The sequence below is a fragment of the Curtobacterium sp. L3-7 genome (genome assembly GCF_048756585.1).
Classification (GTDB): domain Bacteria; phylum Actinomycetota; class Actinomycetes; order Actinomycetales; family Microbacteriaceae; genus Curtobacterium.
In genome coordinates this window covers 3,369,612-3,388,433 of the sequence record NZ_CP151474.1, presented here as the reverse complement: position 1 = coordinate 3,388,433, position 18,822 = coordinate 3,369,612, and the positions used below count along the sequence as shown (strand labels likewise).

20 protein-coding genes are annotated in these 18,822 nt (G+C 72.8%); 5 read left to right on the top strand and 15 right to left on the bottom strand.

Translation table 11 applies throughout. The features are described from left to right. Positions 1 to 43: 43 nt before the first annotated feature. The 8 genes from AAEP80_RS16275 to AAEP80_RS16240 all read right to left on the bottom strand — a co-directional run bounded on the left by AAEP80_RS16275 (position 44) and on the right by AAEP80_RS16240 (position 7,070). Positions 44 to 1,198, bottom strand: coding sequence for a low temperature requirement protein A (locus AAEP80_RS16275; protein ID WP_420365138.1), 1,155 nt, complete (start codon positions 1,196 to 1,198; stop codon positions 44 to 46). 311 nt (positions 1,199 to 1,509) lie between these two features. Beyond that, positions 1,510 to 2,388 (bottom strand): phospholipase, encoded by an 879-nt coding sequence (locus AAEP80_RS16270; protein ID WP_420365137.1) that lies wholly within the window; start codon positions 2,386 to 2,388, stop codon positions 1,510 to 1,512. Between the two features lie 239 nt (positions 2,389 to 2,627). Next, positions 2,628 to 3,110, bottom strand: coding sequence for a MarR family winged helix-turn-helix transcriptional regulator (locus tag AAEP80_RS16265; protein ID WP_281265238.1), 483 nt, complete (start codon positions 3,108 to 3,110; stop codon positions 2,628 to 2,630). A 181-nt stretch (positions 3,111 to 3,291) separates the two neighbouring features. Next, positions 3,292 to 3,942: a GntR family transcriptional regulator gene (locus AAEP80_RS16260; RefSeq protein ID WP_420365136.1), complete on the bottom strand. Its 651-nt coding sequence runs from the start codon at positions 3,940 to 3,942 to the stop codon at positions 3,292 to 3,294. Between the two features lie 106 nt (positions 3,943 to 4,048). Beyond that, positions 4,049 to 4,492 (bottom strand): DUF1810 domain-containing protein, encoded by a 444-nt coding sequence (locus AAEP80_RS16255; protein ID WP_281265236.1) that lies wholly within the window; start codon positions 4,490 to 4,492, stop codon positions 4,049 to 4,051. Next, positions 4,489 to 5,250 (bottom strand): YqjF family protein, encoded by a 762-nt coding sequence (locus tag AAEP80_RS16250; RefSeq protein WP_420365135.1) that lies wholly within the window; start codon positions 5,248 to 5,250, stop codon positions 4,489 to 4,491. The genes AAEP80_RS16255 and AAEP80_RS16250 overlap by 4 nt, the downstream gene beginning before the upstream one ends. Further along, a complete protein-coding gene (locus AAEP80_RS16245; RefSeq protein ID WP_420365134.1) occupies positions 5,247 to 5,648 on the bottom strand; it encodes a hypothetical protein in 402 nt (133 codons plus the stop codon). The genes AAEP80_RS16250 and AAEP80_RS16245 overlap by 4 nt, the downstream gene beginning before the upstream one ends. Before the next feature lie 93 nt (positions 5,649 to 5,741). Then, positions 5,742 to 7,070 carry a bifunctional phosphopantothenoylcysteine decarboxylase/phosphopantothenate synthase gene (locus AAEP80_RS16240; RefSeq protein ID WP_420365133.1) on the bottom strand — a complete coding sequence of 443 codons (1,329 nt, stop codon included), beginning with the start codon at positions 7,068 to 7,070 and terminating at the stop codon, positions 5,742 to 5,744. A 124-nt stretch (positions 7,071 to 7,194) separates the two neighbouring features. On the opposite strand from AAEP80_RS16240, the gene AAEP80_RS16235 reads away from it, so the two are divergent. Then, entirely contained in the window at positions 7,195 to 7,986 is a 792-nt protein-coding gene (locus AAEP80_RS16235) for an NRDE family protein (protein ID WP_420365132.1), read from the top strand. 80 nt (positions 7,987 to 8,066) lie between these two features. Here the strand turns inward: AAEP80_RS16235 and AAEP80_RS16230 are convergent, their stop codons facing one another. Further along, the gene (locus AAEP80_RS16230; protein WP_420365131.1) at positions 8,067 to 8,975 is read right to left on the bottom strand and encodes an SDR family oxidoreductase; all 909 of its coding nucleotides are present in this window, start codon (positions 8,973 to 8,975) and stop codon (positions 8,067 to 8,069) included. Positions 8,976 to 9,055: 80 nt separating this feature from the next. Between AAEP80_RS16230 and AAEP80_RS16225 the strand changes: the two genes are divergently transcribed. From AAEP80_RS16225 to AAEP80_RS16215, 3 genes are all read left to right on the top strand, one after another. Then, complete coding sequence (locus AAEP80_RS16225; RefSeq protein ID WP_420365130.1) at positions 9,056 to 10,165, top strand: LLM class flavin-dependent oxidoreductase; 1,110 nt, start codon at positions 9,056 to 9,058, stop codon at positions 10,163 to 10,165. 115 nt (positions 10,166 to 10,280) lie between these two features. Beyond that, complete coding sequence (locus AAEP80_RS16220; RefSeq protein WP_281265229.1) at positions 10,281 to 10,904, top strand: hypothetical protein; 624 nt, start codon at positions 10,281 to 10,283, stop codon at positions 10,902 to 10,904. A gap of 107 nt (positions 10,905 to 11,011) precedes the next feature. Then, positions 11,012 to 11,503 (top strand): pyridoxamine 5'-phosphate oxidase family protein, encoded by a 492-nt coding sequence (locus AAEP80_RS16215; RefSeq protein ID WP_420365129.1) that lies wholly within the window; start codon positions 11,012 to 11,014, stop codon positions 11,501 to 11,503. A gap of 98 nt (positions 11,504 to 11,601) precedes the next feature. On the opposite strand, the gene AAEP80_RS16210 is transcribed toward AAEP80_RS16215, so the two are convergent. Continuing rightward, positions 11,602 to 12,831, bottom strand: a complete 1,230-nt coding sequence (locus AAEP80_RS16210) for a hypothetical protein (RefSeq protein WP_420365128.1) — start codon at positions 12,829 to 12,831, stop codon at positions 11,602 to 11,604. Between the two features lie 154 nt (positions 12,832 to 12,985). Here AAEP80_RS16210 and AAEP80_RS16205 point away from each other — a divergent pair, with 154 nt between their 5' ends. Then, entirely contained in the window at positions 12,986 to 13,396 is a 411-nt protein-coding gene (locus AAEP80_RS16205) for a RidA family protein (RefSeq protein ID WP_281265227.1), read from the top strand. Between the two features lie 49 nt (positions 13,397 to 13,445). On the opposite strand, the gene AAEP80_RS16200 is transcribed toward AAEP80_RS16205, so the two are convergent. The 5 genes from AAEP80_RS16200 to AAEP80_RS16180 are packed head-to-tail and all read right to left on the bottom strand — an operon-like array spanning position 13,446 to position 18,735. Continuing rightward, on the bottom strand, positions 13,446 to 15,008 hold the full coding sequence (locus AAEP80_RS16200; protein WP_420365127.1) for an N-acyl-D-amino-acid deacylase family protein: 1,563 nt from the start codon (positions 15,006 to 15,008) through the stop codon (positions 13,446 to 13,448). Beyond that, complete coding sequence (locus AAEP80_RS16195; RefSeq protein ID WP_420365126.1) at positions 15,005 to 15,658, bottom strand: bifunctional 4-hydroxy-2-oxoglutarate aldolase/2-dehydro-3-deoxy-phosphogluconate aldolase; 654 nt, start codon at positions 15,656 to 15,658, stop codon at positions 15,005 to 15,007. Before AAEP80_RS16195 ends, AAEP80_RS16200 begins: the two co-directional genes overlap by 4 nt. Before the next feature lie 25 nt (positions 15,659 to 15,683). Then, positions 15,684 to 16,649 carry a sugar kinase gene (locus AAEP80_RS16190; RefSeq protein ID WP_420365125.1) on the bottom strand — a complete coding sequence of 322 codons (966 nt, stop codon included), beginning with the start codon at positions 16,647 to 16,649 and terminating at the stop codon, positions 15,684 to 15,686. Then, positions 16,646 to 17,473, bottom strand: a complete 828-nt coding sequence (locus tag AAEP80_RS16185; RefSeq protein ID WP_281265223.1) for an IclR family transcriptional regulator — start codon at positions 17,471 to 17,473, stop codon at positions 16,646 to 16,648. The genes AAEP80_RS16190 and AAEP80_RS16185 overlap by 4 nt, the downstream gene beginning before the upstream one ends. Then, complete coding sequence (locus AAEP80_RS16180) at positions 17,473 to 18,735, bottom strand: alanine racemase (protein WP_420365124.1); 1,263 nt, start codon at positions 18,733 to 18,735, stop codon at positions 17,473 to 17,475. The genes AAEP80_RS16185 and AAEP80_RS16180 overlap by 1 nt, the downstream gene beginning before the upstream one ends. Positions 18,736 to 18,822: the final 87 nt, after the last annotated feature.

The following is an 18,822-nucleotide window of genomic DNA, read 5'->3' as shown; positions in this document are numbered from 1 at the left end:
TCCGAGTCGGCACCGACGCGCCACCCGCCACCCCCGCCACCCCTCACCCACGCGCCCTCGCGTCCGCGACCTCCAGCACCACGACGATCGCGGCGACGAGCAGCGCGGTCGCGACGAGCGACACCTCCGGCACCGCGATGGTCGCGAGGACGGCCAGCGTCAGCACGACGACCACGGTGTTCCACCCGACGGACAGCGACGGCCGCAGGGCCAGCGCCCAGATCGCGAGGACGAACAGCGCGACGGGGACCGCGATCGTGGCGGCGACGGACGCGTGGGACAGGTCGGCCTCACCCGCGTCGGCGCTGACCGCCACCTCGATCCCGGCGGGCAGCGCGGCAGCGGCGGCGAACACGAAGTAGTGCCCGTAGCCGAACACCAGCGCGCTCGGCAGGCCGCGGATGTGGTCATGCTGCTCGTGCGAGAAGTAGATCCACCAGAGGCCCGCGACGATGACCAGTCCGCCGGCGGCCAGGACGAGCAACGGCCCGAGGTGCTCAGCGTGCCGGAGTCCGTCGATCACGGCGCTCGCGGACGCGACGAGCCCTTCACCGAGGACGATCAGCGTGAACAGCGAGTACCGCTCCGCGATGTGGTGCGTGTGCCACGGGGTGGTCTGCGCCCGGGACTCGGACCAGATCGGCACGAGGAGCTCGAGCAGGACGAACAGCGGTATGACGAACCCCGACGATCCACGGGGCAGGAACAGCATCACGACCCAGAGGACCTGCACGACGGTGATGCCGACGGCGTAGTGCAGTGCGGTCGACCGGTACTCGGACGTCGATGCCGCGACACGGATCCACTGCCCGACGAGTGCGAGCCGCATCACGACGTACCCGATGACGACGATCGTGAACGACCCGTCCTGCATCGCCGGGCCGACACCGGCGGCGAGCACGAGGACACCGGCCATCTGCACGAACGTCATCACGCGGTACAGCCAGTCGTCGGTGTCGAACGACGTCGCGAACCACGTGAAGTTCAGCCACGCCCACCAGATCGAGAAGAACACGAACGCGAACGACACGATCGCGGAGGAGATGCGCCCCTCGGCCTCGATCTCGTGGAGGTTCGTCGCGGCGAACCCGACGGCCACGACGAAGACCAGGTCGAAGAGCAGCTCGAGCGGGCTGGCGGCGCGGTGTCCCTCTGCGGGGTCGCGCGGCCGCATGCGGCGGAGTCCGATCGTCGTCACCGTGCATGCCTACACGACGGCGGGTGCCGTCCGCGATGGCGACACGACCTGCGGGCTCACCACGGGCCGTGGTCGCGCCCGGCGACGGACGGGAGGCCCGGTGCGGCGCCGCACCGCGCCTCCCGTCCGGCGCTGGCCGCGTCCAGGGCACGTCCGTTGCGTCCGCGACGAACGACAGCTCCCTCGTCGTACGACAGCGACTCTGTCGCTGCCGAGCGCCCGCAACTGTTGCAGACGCCTGACGACGACAAGGTCGCTGTCGTACGACAGCGACCTTGTCGTTCCGGGTCGAGCGGGGGAGGGTCAGCCGATCAATAGAAGTTGGTCGCCTGCGAGTGTCCCCACGCCGCGCAGGGCGTGCCGTAGGCGTCCTTGATGTACTGCAGCCCCCACGTGACCTGGGTGGTCGCGTTGTCGGCCCAGTCGGACGAGATCGTGGCCATCTTCGAGCCGGGCAGCGCCTGCGGGATGCCGGTCGCGCCGGACGGGTTGTACGCCTTGTAGTTCCAGCCGGACTCCTTGGTCCAGAGGCTGTTCAGGCACTGGAACTGGTCGGAGCCCCATCCGTACTTCGACGACGCGAGGGAGCTCGCGGTGGCCTTCGCCCCGGCGGGGGAGTTCGCCGCGGCCTGCGCTGCTGCCGCGGCCTGCGCTGCCGCTGCCGCATCGGAGGCCGCCTTCTCCGCGGCGGCCTTGTCCGCCGCTGCCTTCGCCGCAGCCGCCCTCGCGTCGGCGTCCTGCTTGTCCTGGTCGGCACTCGCCTGGGCGACGTCCTGGGTCGTGTCGACGGTGGACGCGATCCGCTCGGACAAGGCACCGCCGGAGAGCTTCGCGGGGTTCGACAGCGACGAGATCTGCTGTTCGAGCTTCGATGTGTCCGTCTTGTCGTTGGCGTTCTCGACGACGGTCTTCGCGGTCGCGACGGTCGCCGCTGCCTGGGCACGGTCGAGGGCGGTGCCGCTGAGTCCGGGGGTCGGGCTCGACGTCGGCATGCCGACGGCCTCGGCGAGTGCCGGCTGCGTCGTGACCGTGAGTGCACCGCCGGCGATCGCGAGGACCGCTGCACCGCTGGCGATGAGCACACCGCGCTTGCGGAGGGTGCGTCGGATCCTGCGGCTGGGGGAGTCCAGGGCTGCTCGGCGGGTGCCGGTCGTGGTGGTGGTCGGGAGGTCGGAGTTCTGTCCTGTCATCGATTCCGGTGGTTCGGGCGGTTCGTACGTGCGCACTGCGTCATCGCGAGAGAGCACCGAGAGCCGGTGTGAGACCGGACGGTGGTGTGGGGCCCGTCCGTTCGCCGGGAGGGCAGCCGTGTGGGGCGGCCGCCGCGATGGCGAAGCGGCAACGATGACGGGTCACCCTGGACGGCCCGTCCGGGAACACTGGCAGAACCGTCCGTCCACCCGTCGATAACGGTTCGGTAACGGCCTGATCAGACCGTGGAGCTGTGGGTCTCCTGGGTGACCTGGCCCTGCGCCACGCGCTCGAGTGCTCCGAGGGCGCGGGCGATGTCGTCGACGTCCTCGGCGGGGAGCTCGGCGATCAGCGACGCGACGATCCCGGTGCGCTCCGAGCGGGCGAGCTCGACCGCCGCGATGCCCTCAGGGGTGGCGCTGACCATGAAGGCGCGGCCGTCGGTCGGGTCGGCCTCGCGGGCGATGAACCCGCGCTGCTCGAGCTCGGTGAGGATACGGGTCATCGTGGGCTTCGTGACCACCTCGAGCCGCGACAGGTCGCCTGGGCGCAGGGGTCCGTCGCGCTGGATCGTCGCGAGCGCCGACACGATCCCGTACCCGAGTGCGGCGGAATCGGTGCGTGCCCGACGGTTGATGCGGCCGACCGCGGCGGCGAGGCGCGCGGCGATCTCGGTGCGGTCCGTCTGCCCCGTGTGCGGTTCGGGTTGGCGCTGCGTCATCTGCTGCTCCGGGGTCGTCGTCGAGCGGTCGTGGCGATGCTACCGGCTGCCCGGATCGCGTCGCTGGGAGCGTGCCAGGGGCGTCGCGTGGGGAGACACACGAAGGACGAACCGCCCGCCCCGGGGTCCGGGACGGGCGGTTCCTGTACGGCTGCTCAGTGCAACAGCGGATCGATGCAGCTCAGTGCTTCTCGCCGGGGAGCTGGTGGATCGCCTCGGTCGCGAGTTCGGCCTCGATGTTGTCGCCGTTCTCGGTCGCGGTGCGGAGGCGCTTGAAGTCCGCCGTCATGCGGTCCCAGTCGACGAGCTCGTCGAGGTTCGGCAGACGCAGACGGAAGGCGAGCCCGTCCATCGTGTCGACGCAGACGCGCCGCAGGTTCTCGTTGCCGCACTCCTCGACGTAGAGGGCGAAGACCTCGAGGGCGTCGGTGTTGACGCCCTTGATGTCGTGCGACTCGAGTTCCTTGATCGTCTTGTCCAGCGCCGCGAGGATCTTCTTCCGCGAGGCGGTGCCCAGTCGCGGCACCGCGAGCCGGACCACGCCGCCGAAGAGCACGCCGAGGGTCTGCAGCGCCTCGATCACCTCTCCGGGGTCCGGCGTGGTGACGCGCGTGTAGCGGTTCGGCGCCATCTCGATGAGCCCGGCACGGGCGAGCTGGCTGAGGGCCTCGCGGATGGGGGTGCGCGAGACGCCGAGCCAAGCGATGAGCTCGTCGTCGTTGAGTCGCTCACCGGGCTCGAGCGTGCCGTCCATGATCGCTTCGTGGATCTTCTGGCGGACGGTGTCGCGGAGCAGCTGGTGTTCGGTCGGGGCGCTGCTGGGGACCGGCATGTTGTGTCCTTCGGATCGGGGGCTCCGCACCTGTTTCGGGATCTGTGCGGACGCATCGGTCACGATACCTGATATGCGAACGGCGTTCCGGTCGGTTCCGGGAGTGTCACGTACCCGTCGACGGGTTCGGCCCGAGCAGGTCCGTCGTCCGGCGGTCCTCGGCCCCGCCCCACCACCGGTCGAGCACCGATCGGAACGGCCGGGGGTCCTCGGCGACGGCGGCGAAGAGCGTCATCGACGACCGGAGCTTCAGCGCGTCGATGCCGCCCACCAGCTCCTCGACCGAGCGCGCGGGGGCGGTGCCGGCTGCCTCGGCGGCGGCGAGCAGTCGCGGGCCGAGCACGGGGTGGGCCAGGTAGGCGCGGGCCTCGTCGGCGCCGGAGATGCCGTAGCGCTCGGCGGTCGGGCTGTGTCCGAGGCCGCGGAGCTGGGGGAACACGAACCACATCCAGTGCGATGACTTCCGGCCCCGGGCGAGTTCGGCGAGCGCGGTGTCCTGCACGCCGTCCTGCGCGCGGACGAAGCGGTCGAGTGCGAACGGGTCGCTCATCGGACGACGTCACCCCAGCCGTAGCGGACGGTGGTGCCGTCGAGGACGAGGAGCGAATCCGGTGCCCGGTCGAAGAGCCCCGGCATGCCGACGGCGTCCGGCAGGTCGCCCTCCAGCCGTTCGAGCGTCGCCGAGCGGAGCACGAGGGGTTGGTGCTCCCGCTGCCAGAAGACGGTCTGCGCGAGGTGTCTGGCGTGGATCCCCGCGCGCGTGGTGAGCTCGGCGGCGAGCGGTGAGGAGTCGGTGGCACCGGCCACGACGCGGACGAACGCGGCGTGGCGGGGGCGAGCCGGGCCTCCCGGCCGTGCGCGACGCAACCGGTCAGGGTGCCGCACCGAGCGGTACCGCAGCGCGTCCCCTCGCCGTTTCCCCCTGGCGTGCGCGAACGCGTAGGGGACCCCGAGCAACGCGTGCGCCGCGACGATGGCCGGGACGTTCGCCGTGTCGATCGTCCGGTAGGCGACCCCGTGCCGACCGCGGTCGTCGACGGTGAGGATCTCGATCGTCACCTCGGTCATCGTGCCCAGACGACCCGACGGCGGGAACGGCGGCACGCGCGTCTCGCGGAACACGTACGCGCTGAGCCCGGCCCATGCGCTCCCGTCCACCACGTCCGGTCGGGTCCCGCGGGGGACGAGCCGGGCGAGCGACGCCGGGTCGTGCCGCCAGTGCGCGAAGACGACGTCCTCCCACGCGTGCACCGTGACCGGACGGTGCAGGAGCGGCTCCGCGGCCCGACTGTCCGGCGAGGTGGTCATCGGCGTGGGGCTGACCGGCCGACGCGGAGCGCCCATGACACGAGCGGTGCCTGCAGGGGCAGGCGCAGGACGGACACGATCCGCATGGTGCGGCTGGACCGCGGGCTGTCGAGCAGGTCCTTCGCCATCTTGACGTTCGCGGGGAACACCGCCATGAAGAGGGCGGCGGCCGCGATGCCGGCCGCGCGGCGGGTGGCCGGGACGGCGAGTCCCGCGGCGATCCCGAGCTCGGCGACGCCGGAGGCCAGCGTCGTGGTCCGTGGGGGCAGGCCCTCCGGGACGATGCGGTCGTAGCCGCGCGGGCGGAGGAAGTGCGTGACGCCGGCGCCACCGAGGATCACGGCGAGGAGTGCCGCCGTCCGGTTGGCGCGTCTGGCGCGTGCTGAGCGTCGTCCCATGGCACCATCGTGGCCCGCATGCCCGTCGACGCTCTCAGAGCCGGCCCAGGATCCGGCAGCGCCGCGGTCGGGCGGGCGCGGGGCCGGGGCGCGTCAGGCCAGCGCCGTCGCGACGAGGTCCAGGACGACGGCTGCGACCTCCGCCTTCGTGCCGGAGGCGGCGCGCACCACCTCGCCGCCGGGGACGATGACCTCGATCGCGTTCTCCTCGCGCTCGAACCCCTCTGACCAGCCGACGCGGTTCACCACGAGCATGTCGGCCGGCTTCCTGGCGATCTTCGCGCGGCCGAGCTCGATCCGGGCATCGCGGTCCGGTTCCGTCTCGGCGGCGAAGCCCACGACGATCTGCCCGGTCCGACGGTTCGCCACGAGGTCCGCGAGCACGTCTGGGTTCCGCACGAGCTCGAGCGTCATCCGGTCGCCCTGAGCGTCCTTCTTGAGCTTCTCGGCGCGGACCTCGGCCGGTCGGTAGTCGGCGACGGCGGCGGTCATCACGACGACGTCCGCGTCCGCTGCCGCGGCGTGCACGGCCTCGGCGAGTTCCAGCGCCGACCCGACCTGGACGACGTGCGCGTCGAGTCCTCGGGTCAGGCCGCCGTCCACGTTCGCGCTGACGAGGGTCACGTCGGCGCCACGGGCAGCGGCCGCGGTGGCGATCGCGATGCCCTGTCGGCCGCTCGAGCGGTTGCCGACGAAGCGGACGGGGTCGAACGGTTCGCGGGTGCCGCCGGCGCTGACGACGAGGCGGACGCCGGACAGGTCGCCCTGCTCGCCGCGGGCGGTCGTCCCGGTCGTCCCGGTCGTCCCGGTCGTTCCGGTCGTTCCGGCCTGGAGGCTCGGCTCACCCCCGTCGGGTCGTCCCGCGTCCGGCGTCTGCCCCAGCACCGCCAGGGCGGCCGCGACGATCGTGTCGGGTTCCGACATGCGCCCCATGCCGGCGTCGTCGCCGGTGAGGGCCCCGACCTCCGGGCCGACGACGTGCACGCCGCGCTCGCGGAGGGTCGCGATGTTCGCCCGGGTCGCGGGGTGCTCCCACATCTGCGGGTGCATCGCCGGCGCGACGACGACGGGTGCCTCGGTCGCGAGCAGGGTCGTGCCGAGCAGGTCGGGGGCGAGGCCGGCGGCCATCCGCGCGAGCGAGTCGGCGGTCGCGGGGGCGACGACCACGAGGTCGGCCCGACGTCCGAGCGACACGTGGCGGACCTCGGCGACCTCCTCGAAGACGCTCGTCGAGACGGGGTTCCTGCTGAGTGCCTCGAGCGTCGGGAGCCCCACGAACCGCAGGGCGCCCTCGGTGGGGACGACGTGCACGTCGTGGCCGGCCTTCACGAACTCCCGGACGACCTGGACGGCCTTGTACGCCGCGATGCCCCCGGTGATCCCGACGACGATGGTCCTGCGCTGCTGCGGTGCGTTGGTCACGTCGGCCACGCTACCCGGCGGGGCGTGGCCGGACCGGGCCTGTGCCGGGCGCGGGTGCGGGCGGGTGCCGGGGGCGGGTGCCGGCGTCTGCTCGTGCTCGGGCGCGCATGGCAGGATCGGCTCCATGTGCACCGTCGTCGTCCGTGTCGAACCGGGCTCGGCGTGGCCCGTCACCGTGCTGGCCATGCGCGACGAGTCCCCGACCCGCCCGTGGGACCCACCGGCGGCGTGGTGGCCCGACCGCGACCCCGGGCTGCGCGGTGTCCGCGACCGCGAGGCCGGCGGTGCCTGGCTGGCGGCCTCGGACGAGGGCGGGCTCGCGGTCGTGCTGAACCGCTGGGAGGACGTCCCCTCCGCCGACGGCACGTGGACCACGCGTGGGGTGCTGCCCGTCGACGCGGTGGCCGACGGCGTGCTGCCCGGCCACGACGACACCGTCCCGACCACCCGCGCGTTCAACCTGGTCCGTGCCACGTCGTCCGGGGCGTCGGTGATCTCCTGGGACGGGTCGCGGGTCCGGACGACCGTGCTCGAGCCCGGCGTGCACATGATCACGCACGGCGAGCCCGATGATCCGGCAGCGCCGCGCATCGGTCGCTGGCTCGAGCCCTTCCGTGCCGTCGACGCACCGGTCGGGCCGCCTGAGCTCGCCCCGTTCGACGAGCTCCGCGCCGCCGACGTCGGGACGGACGCCGGTGACGGGTGGAGCCCCTGGTTCGGGGTCCTCGCCGCCTCGGCCGCGCTGGCGTCGGACGATCCCGACGCGATCCTCCGCGACGCGCACGAACCAGAGGGGCACTTCGCGACCCTGTCGATCGTGGCCGCGGCCGTCGGACCCGGGCGCACCGTGTTGCAGCACGCCCGCCTGGCCGACCCGGGCGACATCGACGGCAGCGTCGAGCTCCACCACGCCTGAGGCGTCGGCGCCGCCGGCCGTGCTCGCCGCCGGGCCGGCGGGGCGGGCGTGCGCCGAGCCTCCCGGCCGTGCGGCGCGCGTCAGGCGGGCAGGTGCGTCCCGGTGAGGTCCTCGGCGACGGCCCACAGGCTGCGGGCGAGCTCCGGGCTCCGCGCCGAGCGGGGGATCGGGGCGTTCGTGGTCGGACCGACCATGCCGAACATCCCCGACGGGCCGTAGTACGCGCCGCCGACGGCGTTCGGCCCGACCGCCGCGTACAACAGCGGCTCGCTGCCCTGCGCGACGTCCTGCGTGAACGGCCACGCCCGCTGCTTCGTCGACACCGGCCGTGATCGACCGAGCGAGCGACCGGACGACTGCAGGTTCGTGCGGGTGTACCCGGGGTGCGCCGCGGTGCTCACGAGCGGCCAGTCGAGCTCGACCGACAGCGTGTGGAGGTGCAGCGACAGCAGCAGATCGGCGAGCTTCGACTGCGCGTACGCCCGCCACGGGGAGTACCCGCGCAGCCACTGCAGGTCGTCGAACCGGATCCTCCCGGGGATCGCCGCGAGGCTCGACATCGTCGCGACCCGGGGTGACGACGACCGGAGCAGTGCCGGCATCACGAGGTTCGTCAACGCGAACGGGCCGAGGAAGTTCGTCCCGAACTGCAGCTCGAAGCCGTCGACGGTCTCGAAGCGCTTCGGCGGGATCATCACGCCGGCGTTGTTCACGAGCACGTCGAGCGGCCGGTCCTCGTCGACGATCCCCGCGGCGAACCGACGGACGCTCGACAGGTCGGCCAGGTCGAGCTCACGCACCTCGACGTCGGCGCCCGGGTGTGCCTGCCGGATCGACGCGGCGGCGGCGTCGCCCTTCGACGGCGTCCGGACGGCGAGCACGACGGAGGCGCCGGCCTCGGCGAGCCGGGTGGCGGTCTCCTTGCCCGTGCCGCTGTTCGCTCCGGTCACGACGATGCGGCGGCCGGTCTGGTCGGGGATCTTGGGCATGCGCGCGACCGTACACGCGGACTGTCCGAGGACACGCAACTGTGCTAGATTCATGCAAACGCATTCACTTGGAGGGCGCGATGAGCAACGCATTCGGAACCGGTCGTCCGTCGGACGTCCCGCCGCCCGCACCCGACCGCGTCGGACCCGTGCAGCTCGGCCTCGACACGTTCGGCGACGTCACCGAACTCGCCGACGGCTCGCTGCAGTCCGATGCGCAGAGCATCCGCGACGTGGTGGACCAGGCCGTCCTCGCGGACCAGGTGGGCATCGACTTCATCGGCGTGGGTGAGCACCACCGCGAGGACTTCGTGGTCAGCGCCCCCGAGGTCGTCCTCGCGGCGATCGCCGCCCGCACGGAGCGCATCCGGATCGGGTCCGCGGTCACGGTGCTGTCGTCCGACGACCCCGTCCGCGTCTACGAGCGGTTCGCCACCGTCGACGCGATCTCGAACGGCCGCGCCGAGGTCATCCTCGGGCGGGGCTCCTTCACCGAGTCGTTCCCGCTCTTCGGCTACGAGCTCGCCGACTACGAGGTCCTGTTCGAGGAGAAGCTCCAGCTCTGGGCAGCACTGCGCGGCGGCGACCCCGTCACGTGGAGCGGCACCAAGCGCGCGAGCCTGACCGACCAGGACGTCTTCCCGAAGCTCGAGCACGGTCCGATCCCGACGTGGATCGGCGTCGGGGGGTCCCCGCAGTCCGTGATCCGTGCGGCGTCCTACGGCATGCCGCTGTTCCTCGCGATCATCGGCGGGCAGCCCGCGCAGTTCGCCCCGTTCTCGCGGCTCTACCGGCAGGCCCTGACGCAGCTCGAGCTGCCGCAGCAGCCCATCGCGATGCACTCGCCCGGGTTCGTCGCCGCCACCGACGAGGAGGCCGCCGATCGCTACTGGCCGTACCACAAGGCCGTCACCGACCGCCTCGGGCGCGAGCGTGGATGGCCGCCCCTCGACGCGGCGCAGTACCAGGCAGGCCTGTCGGCCGGCGGGTCGCTCTACGTCGGGTCCCCGGAGACCGTCGCGCGCAAGATCGCCCGGAACATGCGGATCCTCGGCGTGACGCGGTTCGACATGCGCTACGCCACCGGGCGTCTCCCGCACGCCGACATGATGCGCTCGATCGAGCTGTACGGCACCGCGGTCGCACCCCGCGTGCGCGAGCTCCTGGCGGAGCCGGTCCCCGTCCCGTAGCGCGGGCGGTTCCCCGCGCACGGCGGCGCACGGCCGCGCACGGCGCGGCGCGGTCGGGAGGCTCGGCACGGGCCCGGAGCGTCGGCTCACGGCAGCGCCGCGTACGGTCCAGGGCATGTCGTCACGCCCTGCCATCGTCGAACGCCGGTTCCGCGGACGCATCACGGGCGTCGGCACCAGCTCCGGCGTGCGACTCGTCGTCGGGATGTGGGAGCGGTCCCCGTTCGGAGCGTTCACGGACGTCTTCGTGGAGCTCCCTGACGGGTCGAGCGTGCTGCTCGCCCCCGACGAGATCGTCGCCGCGTACGTCTCCGGCACGTACCGCTTCGACGCCGTCGAGGTCGTCGACGTCACCGCCAGACGGACCGCATCCGGCATCGACCTCGACGCGGGGCCGCTCCGCGCCGCGATCGACGTCGGCACGATCTCGCCGCTCGGTCGCGTGCTGCGGGTCGTCCCGAAGCCGATCGCCCGCGACCCTCGGTGGTTGCGCGCGATCGACCCGATCGCACGTCTCGTGGCACCGGGTGCAGGGACCGCTGGCACCGCGGGCGGCGGCCGACGCGAGTACTACGGCGTGACCGGGGCGCACGACGTCACCGGTGTCCGCGGGACCTGGGCGGACGAACCGCTCGGCTCCCTGGTGCCGCTCGACCCGCCGGTCCGGTTCGGGTTCGCGTCGATGCCGCGCATCCCGCAGGTCGTCGACGTCGAGACGACGATCCACGAGCCCGCCTGAGCCGTTCGGACGCGTTCCAGGGATCGGGGGCAGACTGGTCCGAACGGTACGGCCCCGCTCGCCAGGCCGCTCGTCGGGCGGCGGGGCGCACGATGCGAAGGAGCACCATGACCGACACCCAGACGGACCAGCGCGCCGCCATCTCGGACATCGTCCACGGAGCCCGCACCGCCCTGCTGACCACGGTCAGCGAGGACGGCTCCCTGCACGCCAGGCCGCTCGCCGTGCAGGACAAGGCCTTCCACGGCACACTCCGCTTCCTGGTGCAGGACGGCAGCGAGAAGGTCGAGGACATCGCCAGGAACCCGCACGTGAACGTCGCGATCGAGTCGCAGGGCGGGTACCTGTCCATCGCCGGCACCGCGACCGTCACCCAGGACGACTCGGTGATCGACGAACTCTGGTCACCGTTCGCCGAGGCGTGGTTCCCGGACGGCCGCGACGACCCCTCGATCCGACTGCTCACCGTCGAGGGCGACTCCGTGGAGTACTGGACGCAGGACACCGGCACGGTCGGCAGCCTGGTCCAGACGATGAAGGCCGCACTCGGCGGGCAGTCCCAGCCGGACGTCGGCCGTCACGGCACCGTCGAGCTCTAGTCGGCACCGCCGAACGCGAGACGCCCTCCAACACACGAGACGCCGCCGGGTTCGGCGGCGTCTCGTCGATCCGGCGGCGTCTCGTCAGCGTCGGGGCGTCACGGGGGGCCGAGCAGCCAGAGCACGGCGACCAGCACGGGCTGCCCGATGAGCGCGCACGACACCAGTGTCCAGCGCATCCAGGGCTTCGCGACGAGCTCGGGCGAGCCCATCAGCGGCGCGAGCGGCATGAGCAGCCGCGGCGTCGAGGCCATCGGCAGCGAGACCGCGAAGACGTAGAGCGCGTACCCGCCGGAGAACACCAGCGTCGTGAGCCCGAGCTTCCGCGTCGAGCGGCGCAGGAGCCAGATCGGGTACCCGACCACGAGCCCGATCACGATCGGGATCCCACCGATCCCGACCCACTGCAGCGTCGTGAGGAACCACGGCGTCAACGGCACGAAGTCCACGCGCCCGATGAAGTTCACCCACCACGACATCTCGGTCGCCAGGTAGGCGTCGGGGCGCCCGGTCACGTGCGACGCGATCACCGGCCACGCCACACCGGCGGCGACCATCACGAGCCCCGACAGCACGACCGTGAGCTGTTCCCGCAACGGGAACCGGTCGAGCACGCGATCGCCTGCACGACGGAGCCGGACCCAGCGCACCAGGGCGACGATGCCGAGCGTCAACGGGATCGCCAGCGCCCCCGGCCGCGTGAAGGCAGCGACGATCCCGAGTGCCGTCAGGAGCCCGTACCGCCGGTGCTCGATCGCGAGCAGCGCACCGAAGGTCAGCGCGAGGAACGTGCTCTCGGCGTAGCCGACCTGCAGCAGGAACGACAGCGGCCCGCAGGTGAAGAAGAAGACGGCCCACAGGGCGGCGGTGTCCCCGGCACGCTCCCGGACGAGTCGGTGCAGCAGGAACGTCGCGACGATCCCGGCCACGAGCGCGATCAGCGGCGCCGCCACCTCGAACGTCATCCCGGTCCACACGGTCACGAAGCGGATCGTGAACGGGAACGCCGGCAGGAACGCCCACGGGTTCTGTGCCACGTGTCCGGCGGCGTCGAGCGGCAGCGTCGTGGGGTAGCCGTGCAGCGAGATCTGCTCGTAGTACTGGCCGTCCCACGCGGTGAGGAACCGCAGGAACCCGTGGTCGTTCGTCCAGATCGCGTTCTCCGGCTGCGACCGCCCGATCAGCGGGTACGCGAGCGCGAGCCACAGCGTGGAGAGCACGCGCCCACCGACCCAGACGAGCACGACCGTCGCCCAGGTGGGCAGGCTCGTGACCAGATCGACCGCGCGGCGACGGCCGGCGGCGATCGACGACGGGGCGGACGGCACGACACGACGATAGTCACGGTGGCTGAGTGGTGCTCGCACTGGAGGCTCGTGGTGCGTTCTGCAGGCCAGAATCCGTACCGCGGACGGCCGGGCACGCCCCCGTGGCGCGCTCTAGCCTGGAGGCCCCGTTCGACCCCCACCGTGAGGAGCCACCGTGACGAAGACCGCCATCGTGACCGACAACGCCCCCAAGCCCGCAGGACCCTACAGCCAGGGCATCGTCGCGGGCGGGTTCATCTACACCGCCGGCTTCGGCCCGCAGGACCCCGCGACCGGGGCGCTCGCCGACGACGTCGCCGGTCAGACCGCCCAGGTCCTGGCGAACGTGGCAGCCGTCCTCGCCGAACACGGCGCGACGCTCGACGACGTCGTGAAGTCGACCGTGCACCTCGAGCACTCGGACCGCGACTTCCCGGCCTTCAACGAGGAGTACGCGAAGCACTTCTCCGAGCCGTACCCGGTCCGGACCACCGTCCAGTCGCACCTCGCGAACATCCTCGTCGAGATCGACGTCGTCGCGGTCCTGCCGACGAAGACCCGCGTCACCGACGTCGAGGACGCCTGATCCCGCGCAGCTGAGTCCAGTCTCAGCGACCCCCGGTCATGGAGTCCCGTCACCGACCTCGACGGAGACCCCGACCGGGGGTCTCGTGCGTCAGCGCACCGTCCGCGAGCACCAGCACCCCGGCGACGAGGACGTCGTCGATGCCCTCGGCGACACGCGTCGGGTGGTCGTACGTGGACTGCGCCGCGACGGTCTCCGGATCGACCACGACGAGGTCGGCGACCGCCCCGACGGCGACCCGTCCGCGGTCGCCGAGCCGGTAGCGCTCGACGGCGGTGGTCGACAGGCTCCGCTGGACCTCTGGCCACGTCAGCCGACCCGCGACCGCGTACTCCTCGAGGTACCGCGCGAACGTGCCGTACGCCCGCGGGTGCGGGTGCGTGCCGACGAAGATGCCGTCGGAGCCCGCCGAGTGCCCCCGGTGCCGGAACAGCGGCGCGAGGTCGTCCGCGGTCCGCGGCCGGGGGACCCGCATCACCACGGTCACCTGCAGGTCCGAGTCGACGAGCACGTCGAGGGCGAGGTCGACCGGGTCGGTCCCGGTGGCCTCGGCCGCGTCGGCGAGCGTCCGGCCCTGCAGCGCGTGGAACTCCGCGGCCGGGACGTGCGAGAGCGTGATCTGCTCGGCCCACCCGGTGCCGAGGTCGGCGCGGCCGAGCACCCGGTCGAGCACCGCACCGCGGACACGGGCACGACCGTCCTGGTCGGCGATCGCCCGGGCGAGGTCCGTCGTCCCCGGGCGGGCGAGCGCCGCCGGCAGGAGGAGCATCGACAGGATCGTGCACCCACGGGAGTACGGGTACGCGTCGAACGACATCGGGGCGCCGGTCCGCTCGAGGTCGGCGAGCGCCTCGAGCAACAGGTCGACCGGGGCGTGCAGGTGCGACACGTGCGCCCGGACCCCTGACGACCGGACGATCGCGGCGATCTCGTCGAGCCCCGCGCGGGCGTTCGTCTCGTAGCCGCCACGCATGTGCGACACGTAGAGCCCGTCGACGGCCGCGACCTCGGTGCACAGCGCGATGAGCTCCGCCGTGTCGGCGAAGAGCCCCGGCACGTAGTCGAGCCCGGTCGCGAGCCCCACGGCGCCGGCGTCCAGGCCCGCTCGCACGGCGGTCCGCATCGCCGCGAGCTGTTCGGGGGTCGCGGGCCCGTCGACGTCGCCGACGACCTGCTGCCGGACGGTGCCGGCTGGGACGAGCGTCGCGACGTTGACCGGGGTCGTCCCGTCGTACGTGTCCAGCAGCGCGCCGATGCCGCCGCCGCGGTACGTCGGGTGCGGCCCGTCGATCGCGGCGAAGTAGGTGTCCGCGTAGGACCCGTCGCCGGGAGCGGGGCCGACGCCGTCCTGTCCGGTGACGATCGTGGTGACGCCCTGCCGGAGGAGCGCGAGCTGGACCTCCGGTTCGAACACCAGTGAGCCGCCGTGCGAGTGCGCGTCGACGGACCCCGGCATGACGAGACGCCCGCCGCAGTCGACGACGGTCGCGCCGGCCGGGACGTCGAGGTCGGTCCCGACCCCGGTGATCCGACCGTCCTCGACGAGGACGTCCGCTCGGAGCGCTCCGGTCTCGACGATGACCGAGCCGCCGCGGAGCAGGACGCTCGTCACCTCGACAGCCCGGCGACGAGGCGTTCGGCCCGCCCACGGAGCGCGTCGAGGTCGCCGGACGTCAAGGCGTCACCGACGAGCGGGGAGCCGAGACCGACCGCGACCGCACCGGCGGCGATGTACTCGGCCGCGTCGTCGACCCCGATGCCCCCGGTGGGGATGACGTCAACGAAGTCGAGCGGCGCGAGCACCTGCTTGAGGAACGCGGGGCCGCCGAGCGGCGCGGCGGGGAAGACCTTCACGGCTCGGGCACCGAGCTGCCACGCCCGCACGATCTCGGTCGGCGTCGCGGCGCCCGGGTACCAGCCGAGCCCCCGCTCGTGGGCCCGTTCGCCGATCGCCTGGTCGGTGTGCGGGCTGACGGCGAAGGTGGCTCCCGCTGCCGCTGCCTCGTCGAGCTGTCGCGTGTCGAGCACGGTCCCGACGCCGATCGACGCAGCGCTGCCGTAGCGCTCGGCGGCCCACGCGATGCCCTCGCGCCACCGCGGGGTGTTCGTCGTGATCTCGATCGCGCTCACGCCGCTGTCGACGAGCGTGCGGATGACGTCCTCGACGTGGTCGCCGGTCCCGCCCCGCAGGATCGCGATCGTCGGGCCGGCGTCGTGACGGTGTCGCTGGGGGCGCGTGGCGGGGGATGCGGTGTCGGTCATCGTGCGTTCCTTCTTCGGATCGTGGTCAGCGGTCGACGCGGTCGTGGACGGCGTGGTCGATGCCGGCCGGGTCCACGACGCCGAGCGCTGCCGGGTCGGGACGGCGCCAGTCGCCGTCCACCGTGCAGGCGAGCGCGCCGGCGTCCGCGGCACGGTCGAGGGCCTGGTCGGGGGAGTCGCCGGCCAGGTCGGCGGCGAGCCAGGCGGCGACGAACGCGTCACCGGCACCGACCGGGTCGACCACGGCGACGGGGCTCGCCGCGCGGCGGTGCAGCACGCCGTCGATCGAGGCGACCGCACCGCGCGACCCGAGCTTCACGACGGCGCGACCGTTCGCGAGGGCGGCCAGCTCGTGCGCCAGCGACTCCTCGTCGCCGTCGTCCTCGTCGTGCCCGAGGACCAGTCGAGCCTCGTCGTCACCGGCGAACACGACCGACGACCGTGCAGCGACCGCGCGGTAGTACCCGCGTCCGGTCACGTCGTCGACGAGCTTCGGCCGGTGGTTGACGTCGAACGCGATCGGCACCCCGGCGTCGTGCGCCCGGACGACCGCGGCGTGCACGGTCTCACGGGCGGTCTCGGACAGCGCCAGGGTGATGCCGCTCACGTGCAGGAGCGACGCGCGCTCGACCATCCCCGACGGCAGGTCTCCCGGCGTGAACGCGGAACCGGCGGAGCCGCGTCGGTGGTAGGTCACACGGGTGCGGCCGTCCGCCAGTCGTTCCTTGACCATGATCCCGGTCGACCGCTCGGGATCCCGCACCGCGACCACGTCGACGCCCTCTGCTGCGACGTCGGCGAGCACCCGGTCACCGGCGGGGTCGGCACCGACGCGGCCGATCCAGGTCACGTCGACCCCGGCACGCGCCAGGCCGATCGCGACGTTGCTCTCGGCGCCGCCGGTGTCGACGCGCATCGTGTCGAGGTCGGTCAGCGCTCCGCGTCCGGCGAGGAGCAGCATCGTCTCGCCGAAGGTCAGGACGCCGGTCACCGGGCACCCCGCGCGAGGGCGAGCTGCGCGGACGACGACCCGAGCGCCACCGAGATCTCCAGCGCGGTGCGGACGACCCCGTCACCGAGCTCGCGCACCGCGGTCGTGCGGAAACGGGAGGCGAGCCCCGAGATGCTCATCGCCCCGACGACCTGGTTGGCGTGGTCGAACACCGGGGCGGCGACGCACCGGATGTCCGGCTCGTTCTCGCGGTCGTCGATGCCGTACCCGCGTTCCCGGGTCCTGCCGATCTCCTGCCGCCACCGGTCGTCGTCGGTGATGGAGTGCTCGGTCATCGCGGTCGCCGGGTGCGCGAGCACGCGGTCGAGCAGCTCGGGGTCCCCGAACGCGACCATTGCCTTGCCCGAGGCGGTGTTGCGCATCGCCAGACGGTTGCCGATCCTCGACCCCATCCGGACGGTCCCGCGGGTCTCGACCTTGTCGACGTACACGATGTCGGTGCCGTCCGGCACGACGAGGTGGCACGTCAGCCCGGTGCGTTCCGCCGTCCGCCGCAGGAACGGTGCGGCGGCTGCGCGGAGGTCGATGCCCTCGAGGTAGCTCTGGCCGAGCAGGAGCGCCCCGAGCCCGAGCGTGAACCCGGCGTCCGCGGTGCGGCGCAGCAGGTCGTTCTCGATCATGGGTGCCGTGAGCCGCAGGACCGTCGACTTCGACGTGCCGAGCTCGACGCTCAGGGTCGTGAGGCTGACGGACGGCTCGCCGTTCCTGGTGCGGTCGGCGACGAGGTCGAGGATGCGCAGGCCGCGGCGCAGCGACAGGGCGGCGTTGCGGGCCGGCAGCTCCTGCGCATCCGTCACGGTCATCAGAACCACGTCGCGATCGTCTCGAGCACGGTGTCGTCGTCGTCGATGACGTGCACCTGCCGCCACTTGTCGAACACCGTGCACGGGTGCGAGATGCCGAACACGACGACGTCGCCCGGCGTCAGGGCCACCCCCGCCGCCAGCGCGAGGTAGCAGTGCTGGTCGTCGAGGCGGGTGACGGTGACCGTCCCGGGTGCCGGGACGCTCTGTGTGGCGTCAGCCGTGCCTCTCCCCGTCGGCACGGCCGACCCGCCGCTGGCGCGTCGCGCCGGAACCGGCTCCGTGGGCCCAGTCCGGATCTGCCGGACCACCGGCAGCCCCTCGTCGAAGGAGATGTCGCGCTTGCCGACGGCCACGAGTGCCAGGCCGGGCTCGGGGCACGACGTGACCCGCCCCCAGACCTCGATGGCTGCGCGGAGCGCGCCCTCCGTCGGGTGTCGGTGGAACGGTGTGCGCTCCTCGTAGAAGCCGTCGTCGTGCGTGAGGTACGCACCGGAGCGGAGCAGCACGTCGAGGTCGTCCGGGCGGGCCGCGACGGCCTCGCTCACGGCGTCGAACCAGGCGCTGCCGCCCATGCTCAGCAGGGCGCGCGGACCGGCGACCAGCGGGCGGACGGCCGCGGCCACGTCGAGGACGCCGGCCACGTACGCGCGGGCCTCGTCGACGCCGGGCAGACCCCCCTCGTACCCGGAGACCCCGCGGAGGACGAGACCGGCATCGGAGGCGGCTCCCGCGACCGATGCCGCTGCCGCCGCCGATCGGGCGCCGGTACGACCGCCGGGGAACCCGACCTCGACCAGCACGTGGAGTTCGCCGTCGACGGCGGACGCGGCGGCAACGGCCGCGTCGACCCCGGCGGTCGAGTCGACGTAGCAGAGCACGTCAGACGAGGGGTCGACGGCGCGGCGCGATGCGAGCCAGCGGAGTCCTGCCGGGTCGAAGACCTCGTTCGCGATCAGGACGTGCCGGATCCCGTGCTCCCACGCGACCATCGCCTGCTGCACGGACGCCAGGGTGACGCCCCACGCGCCGGCGTCGATCTGCCGCTGGGCGAGTGCCGGCGCCATGTGCGTCTTCATGTGCGGCGCAAAGAGGAGCCCGTGCCGCTCGACGTACGCCTGCATGGCGGCGGTGTTGTTCGTCAGTGCGGACTCGCGGAGCGTCATCACGGGCAGGTGCGCGTCCTGCAGCACGTGGTGCGGTGCGGGAGCGCTCGGCTCCCACGAGCCCTTCGCGGTCACGGTGGCGGGGGTGGTCGGCATCGATCCTCCTTCGACGGGTCCCACGCTGGTCCAGCGGCGCTCGCCCGGACAACGTCGTCACGTCCACCGTTCCACATTGCAGAACGT

Coding starts and splice junctions, on each gene's coding strand:
- AAEP80_RS16270 (WP_420365137.1), bottom strand. CDS start 2,388: ATGACAGGACAGAACTCCGACCTCCCGACCACCACCACGACCGGCACC.
- AAEP80_RS16265 (WP_281265238.1), bottom strand. CDS start 3,110: ATGACGCAGCGCCAACCCGAACCGCACACGGGGCAGACGGACCGCACC.
- AAEP80_RS16260 (WP_420365136.1), bottom strand. CDS start 3,942: ATGCCGGTCCCCAGCAGCGCCCCGACCGAACACCAGCTGCTCCGCGAC.
- AAEP80_RS16255 (WP_281265236.1), bottom strand. CDS start 4,492: ATGAGCGACCCGTTCGCACTCGACCGCTTCGTCCGCGCGCAGGACGGC.
- AAEP80_RS16250 (WP_420365135.1), bottom strand. CDS start 5,250: ATGACCACCTCGCCGGACAGTCGGGCCGCGGAGCCGCTCCTGCACCGT.
- AAEP80_RS16245 (WP_420365134.1), bottom strand. CDS start 5,648: ATGGGACGACGCTCAGCACGCGCCAGACGCGCCAACCGGACGGCGGCA.
- AAEP80_RS16235 (WP_420365132.1), top strand. CDS start 7,195: ATGTGCACCGTCGTCGTCCGTGTCGAACCGGGCTCGGCGTGGCCCGTC.
- AAEP80_RS16230 (WP_420365131.1), bottom strand. CDS start 8,975: ATGCCCAAGATCCCCGACCAGACCGGCCGCCGCATCGTCGTGACCGGA.
- AAEP80_RS16225 (WP_420365130.1), top strand. CDS start 9,056: ATGAGCAACGCATTCGGAACCGGTCGTCCGTCGGACGTCCCGCCGCCC.
- AAEP80_RS16220 (WP_281265229.1), top strand. CDS start 10,281: ATGTCGTCACGCCCTGCCATCGTCGAACGCCGGTTCCGCGGACGCATC.
- AAEP80_RS16215 (WP_420365129.1), top strand. CDS start 11,012: ATGACCGACACCCAGACGGACCAGCGCGCCGCCATCTCGGACATCGTC.
- AAEP80_RS16195 (WP_420365126.1), bottom strand. CDS start 15,658: ATGACCGACACCGCATCCCCCGCCACGCGCCCCCAGCGACACCGTCAC.
- AAEP80_RS16185 (WP_281265223.1), bottom strand. CDS start 17,473: ATGACCGTGACGGATGCGCAGGAGCTGCCGGCCCGCAACGCCGCCCTG.
- AAEP80_RS16180 (WP_420365124.1), bottom strand. CDS start 18,735: ATGCCGACCACCCCCGCCACCGTGACCGCGAAGGGCTCGTGGGAGCCG.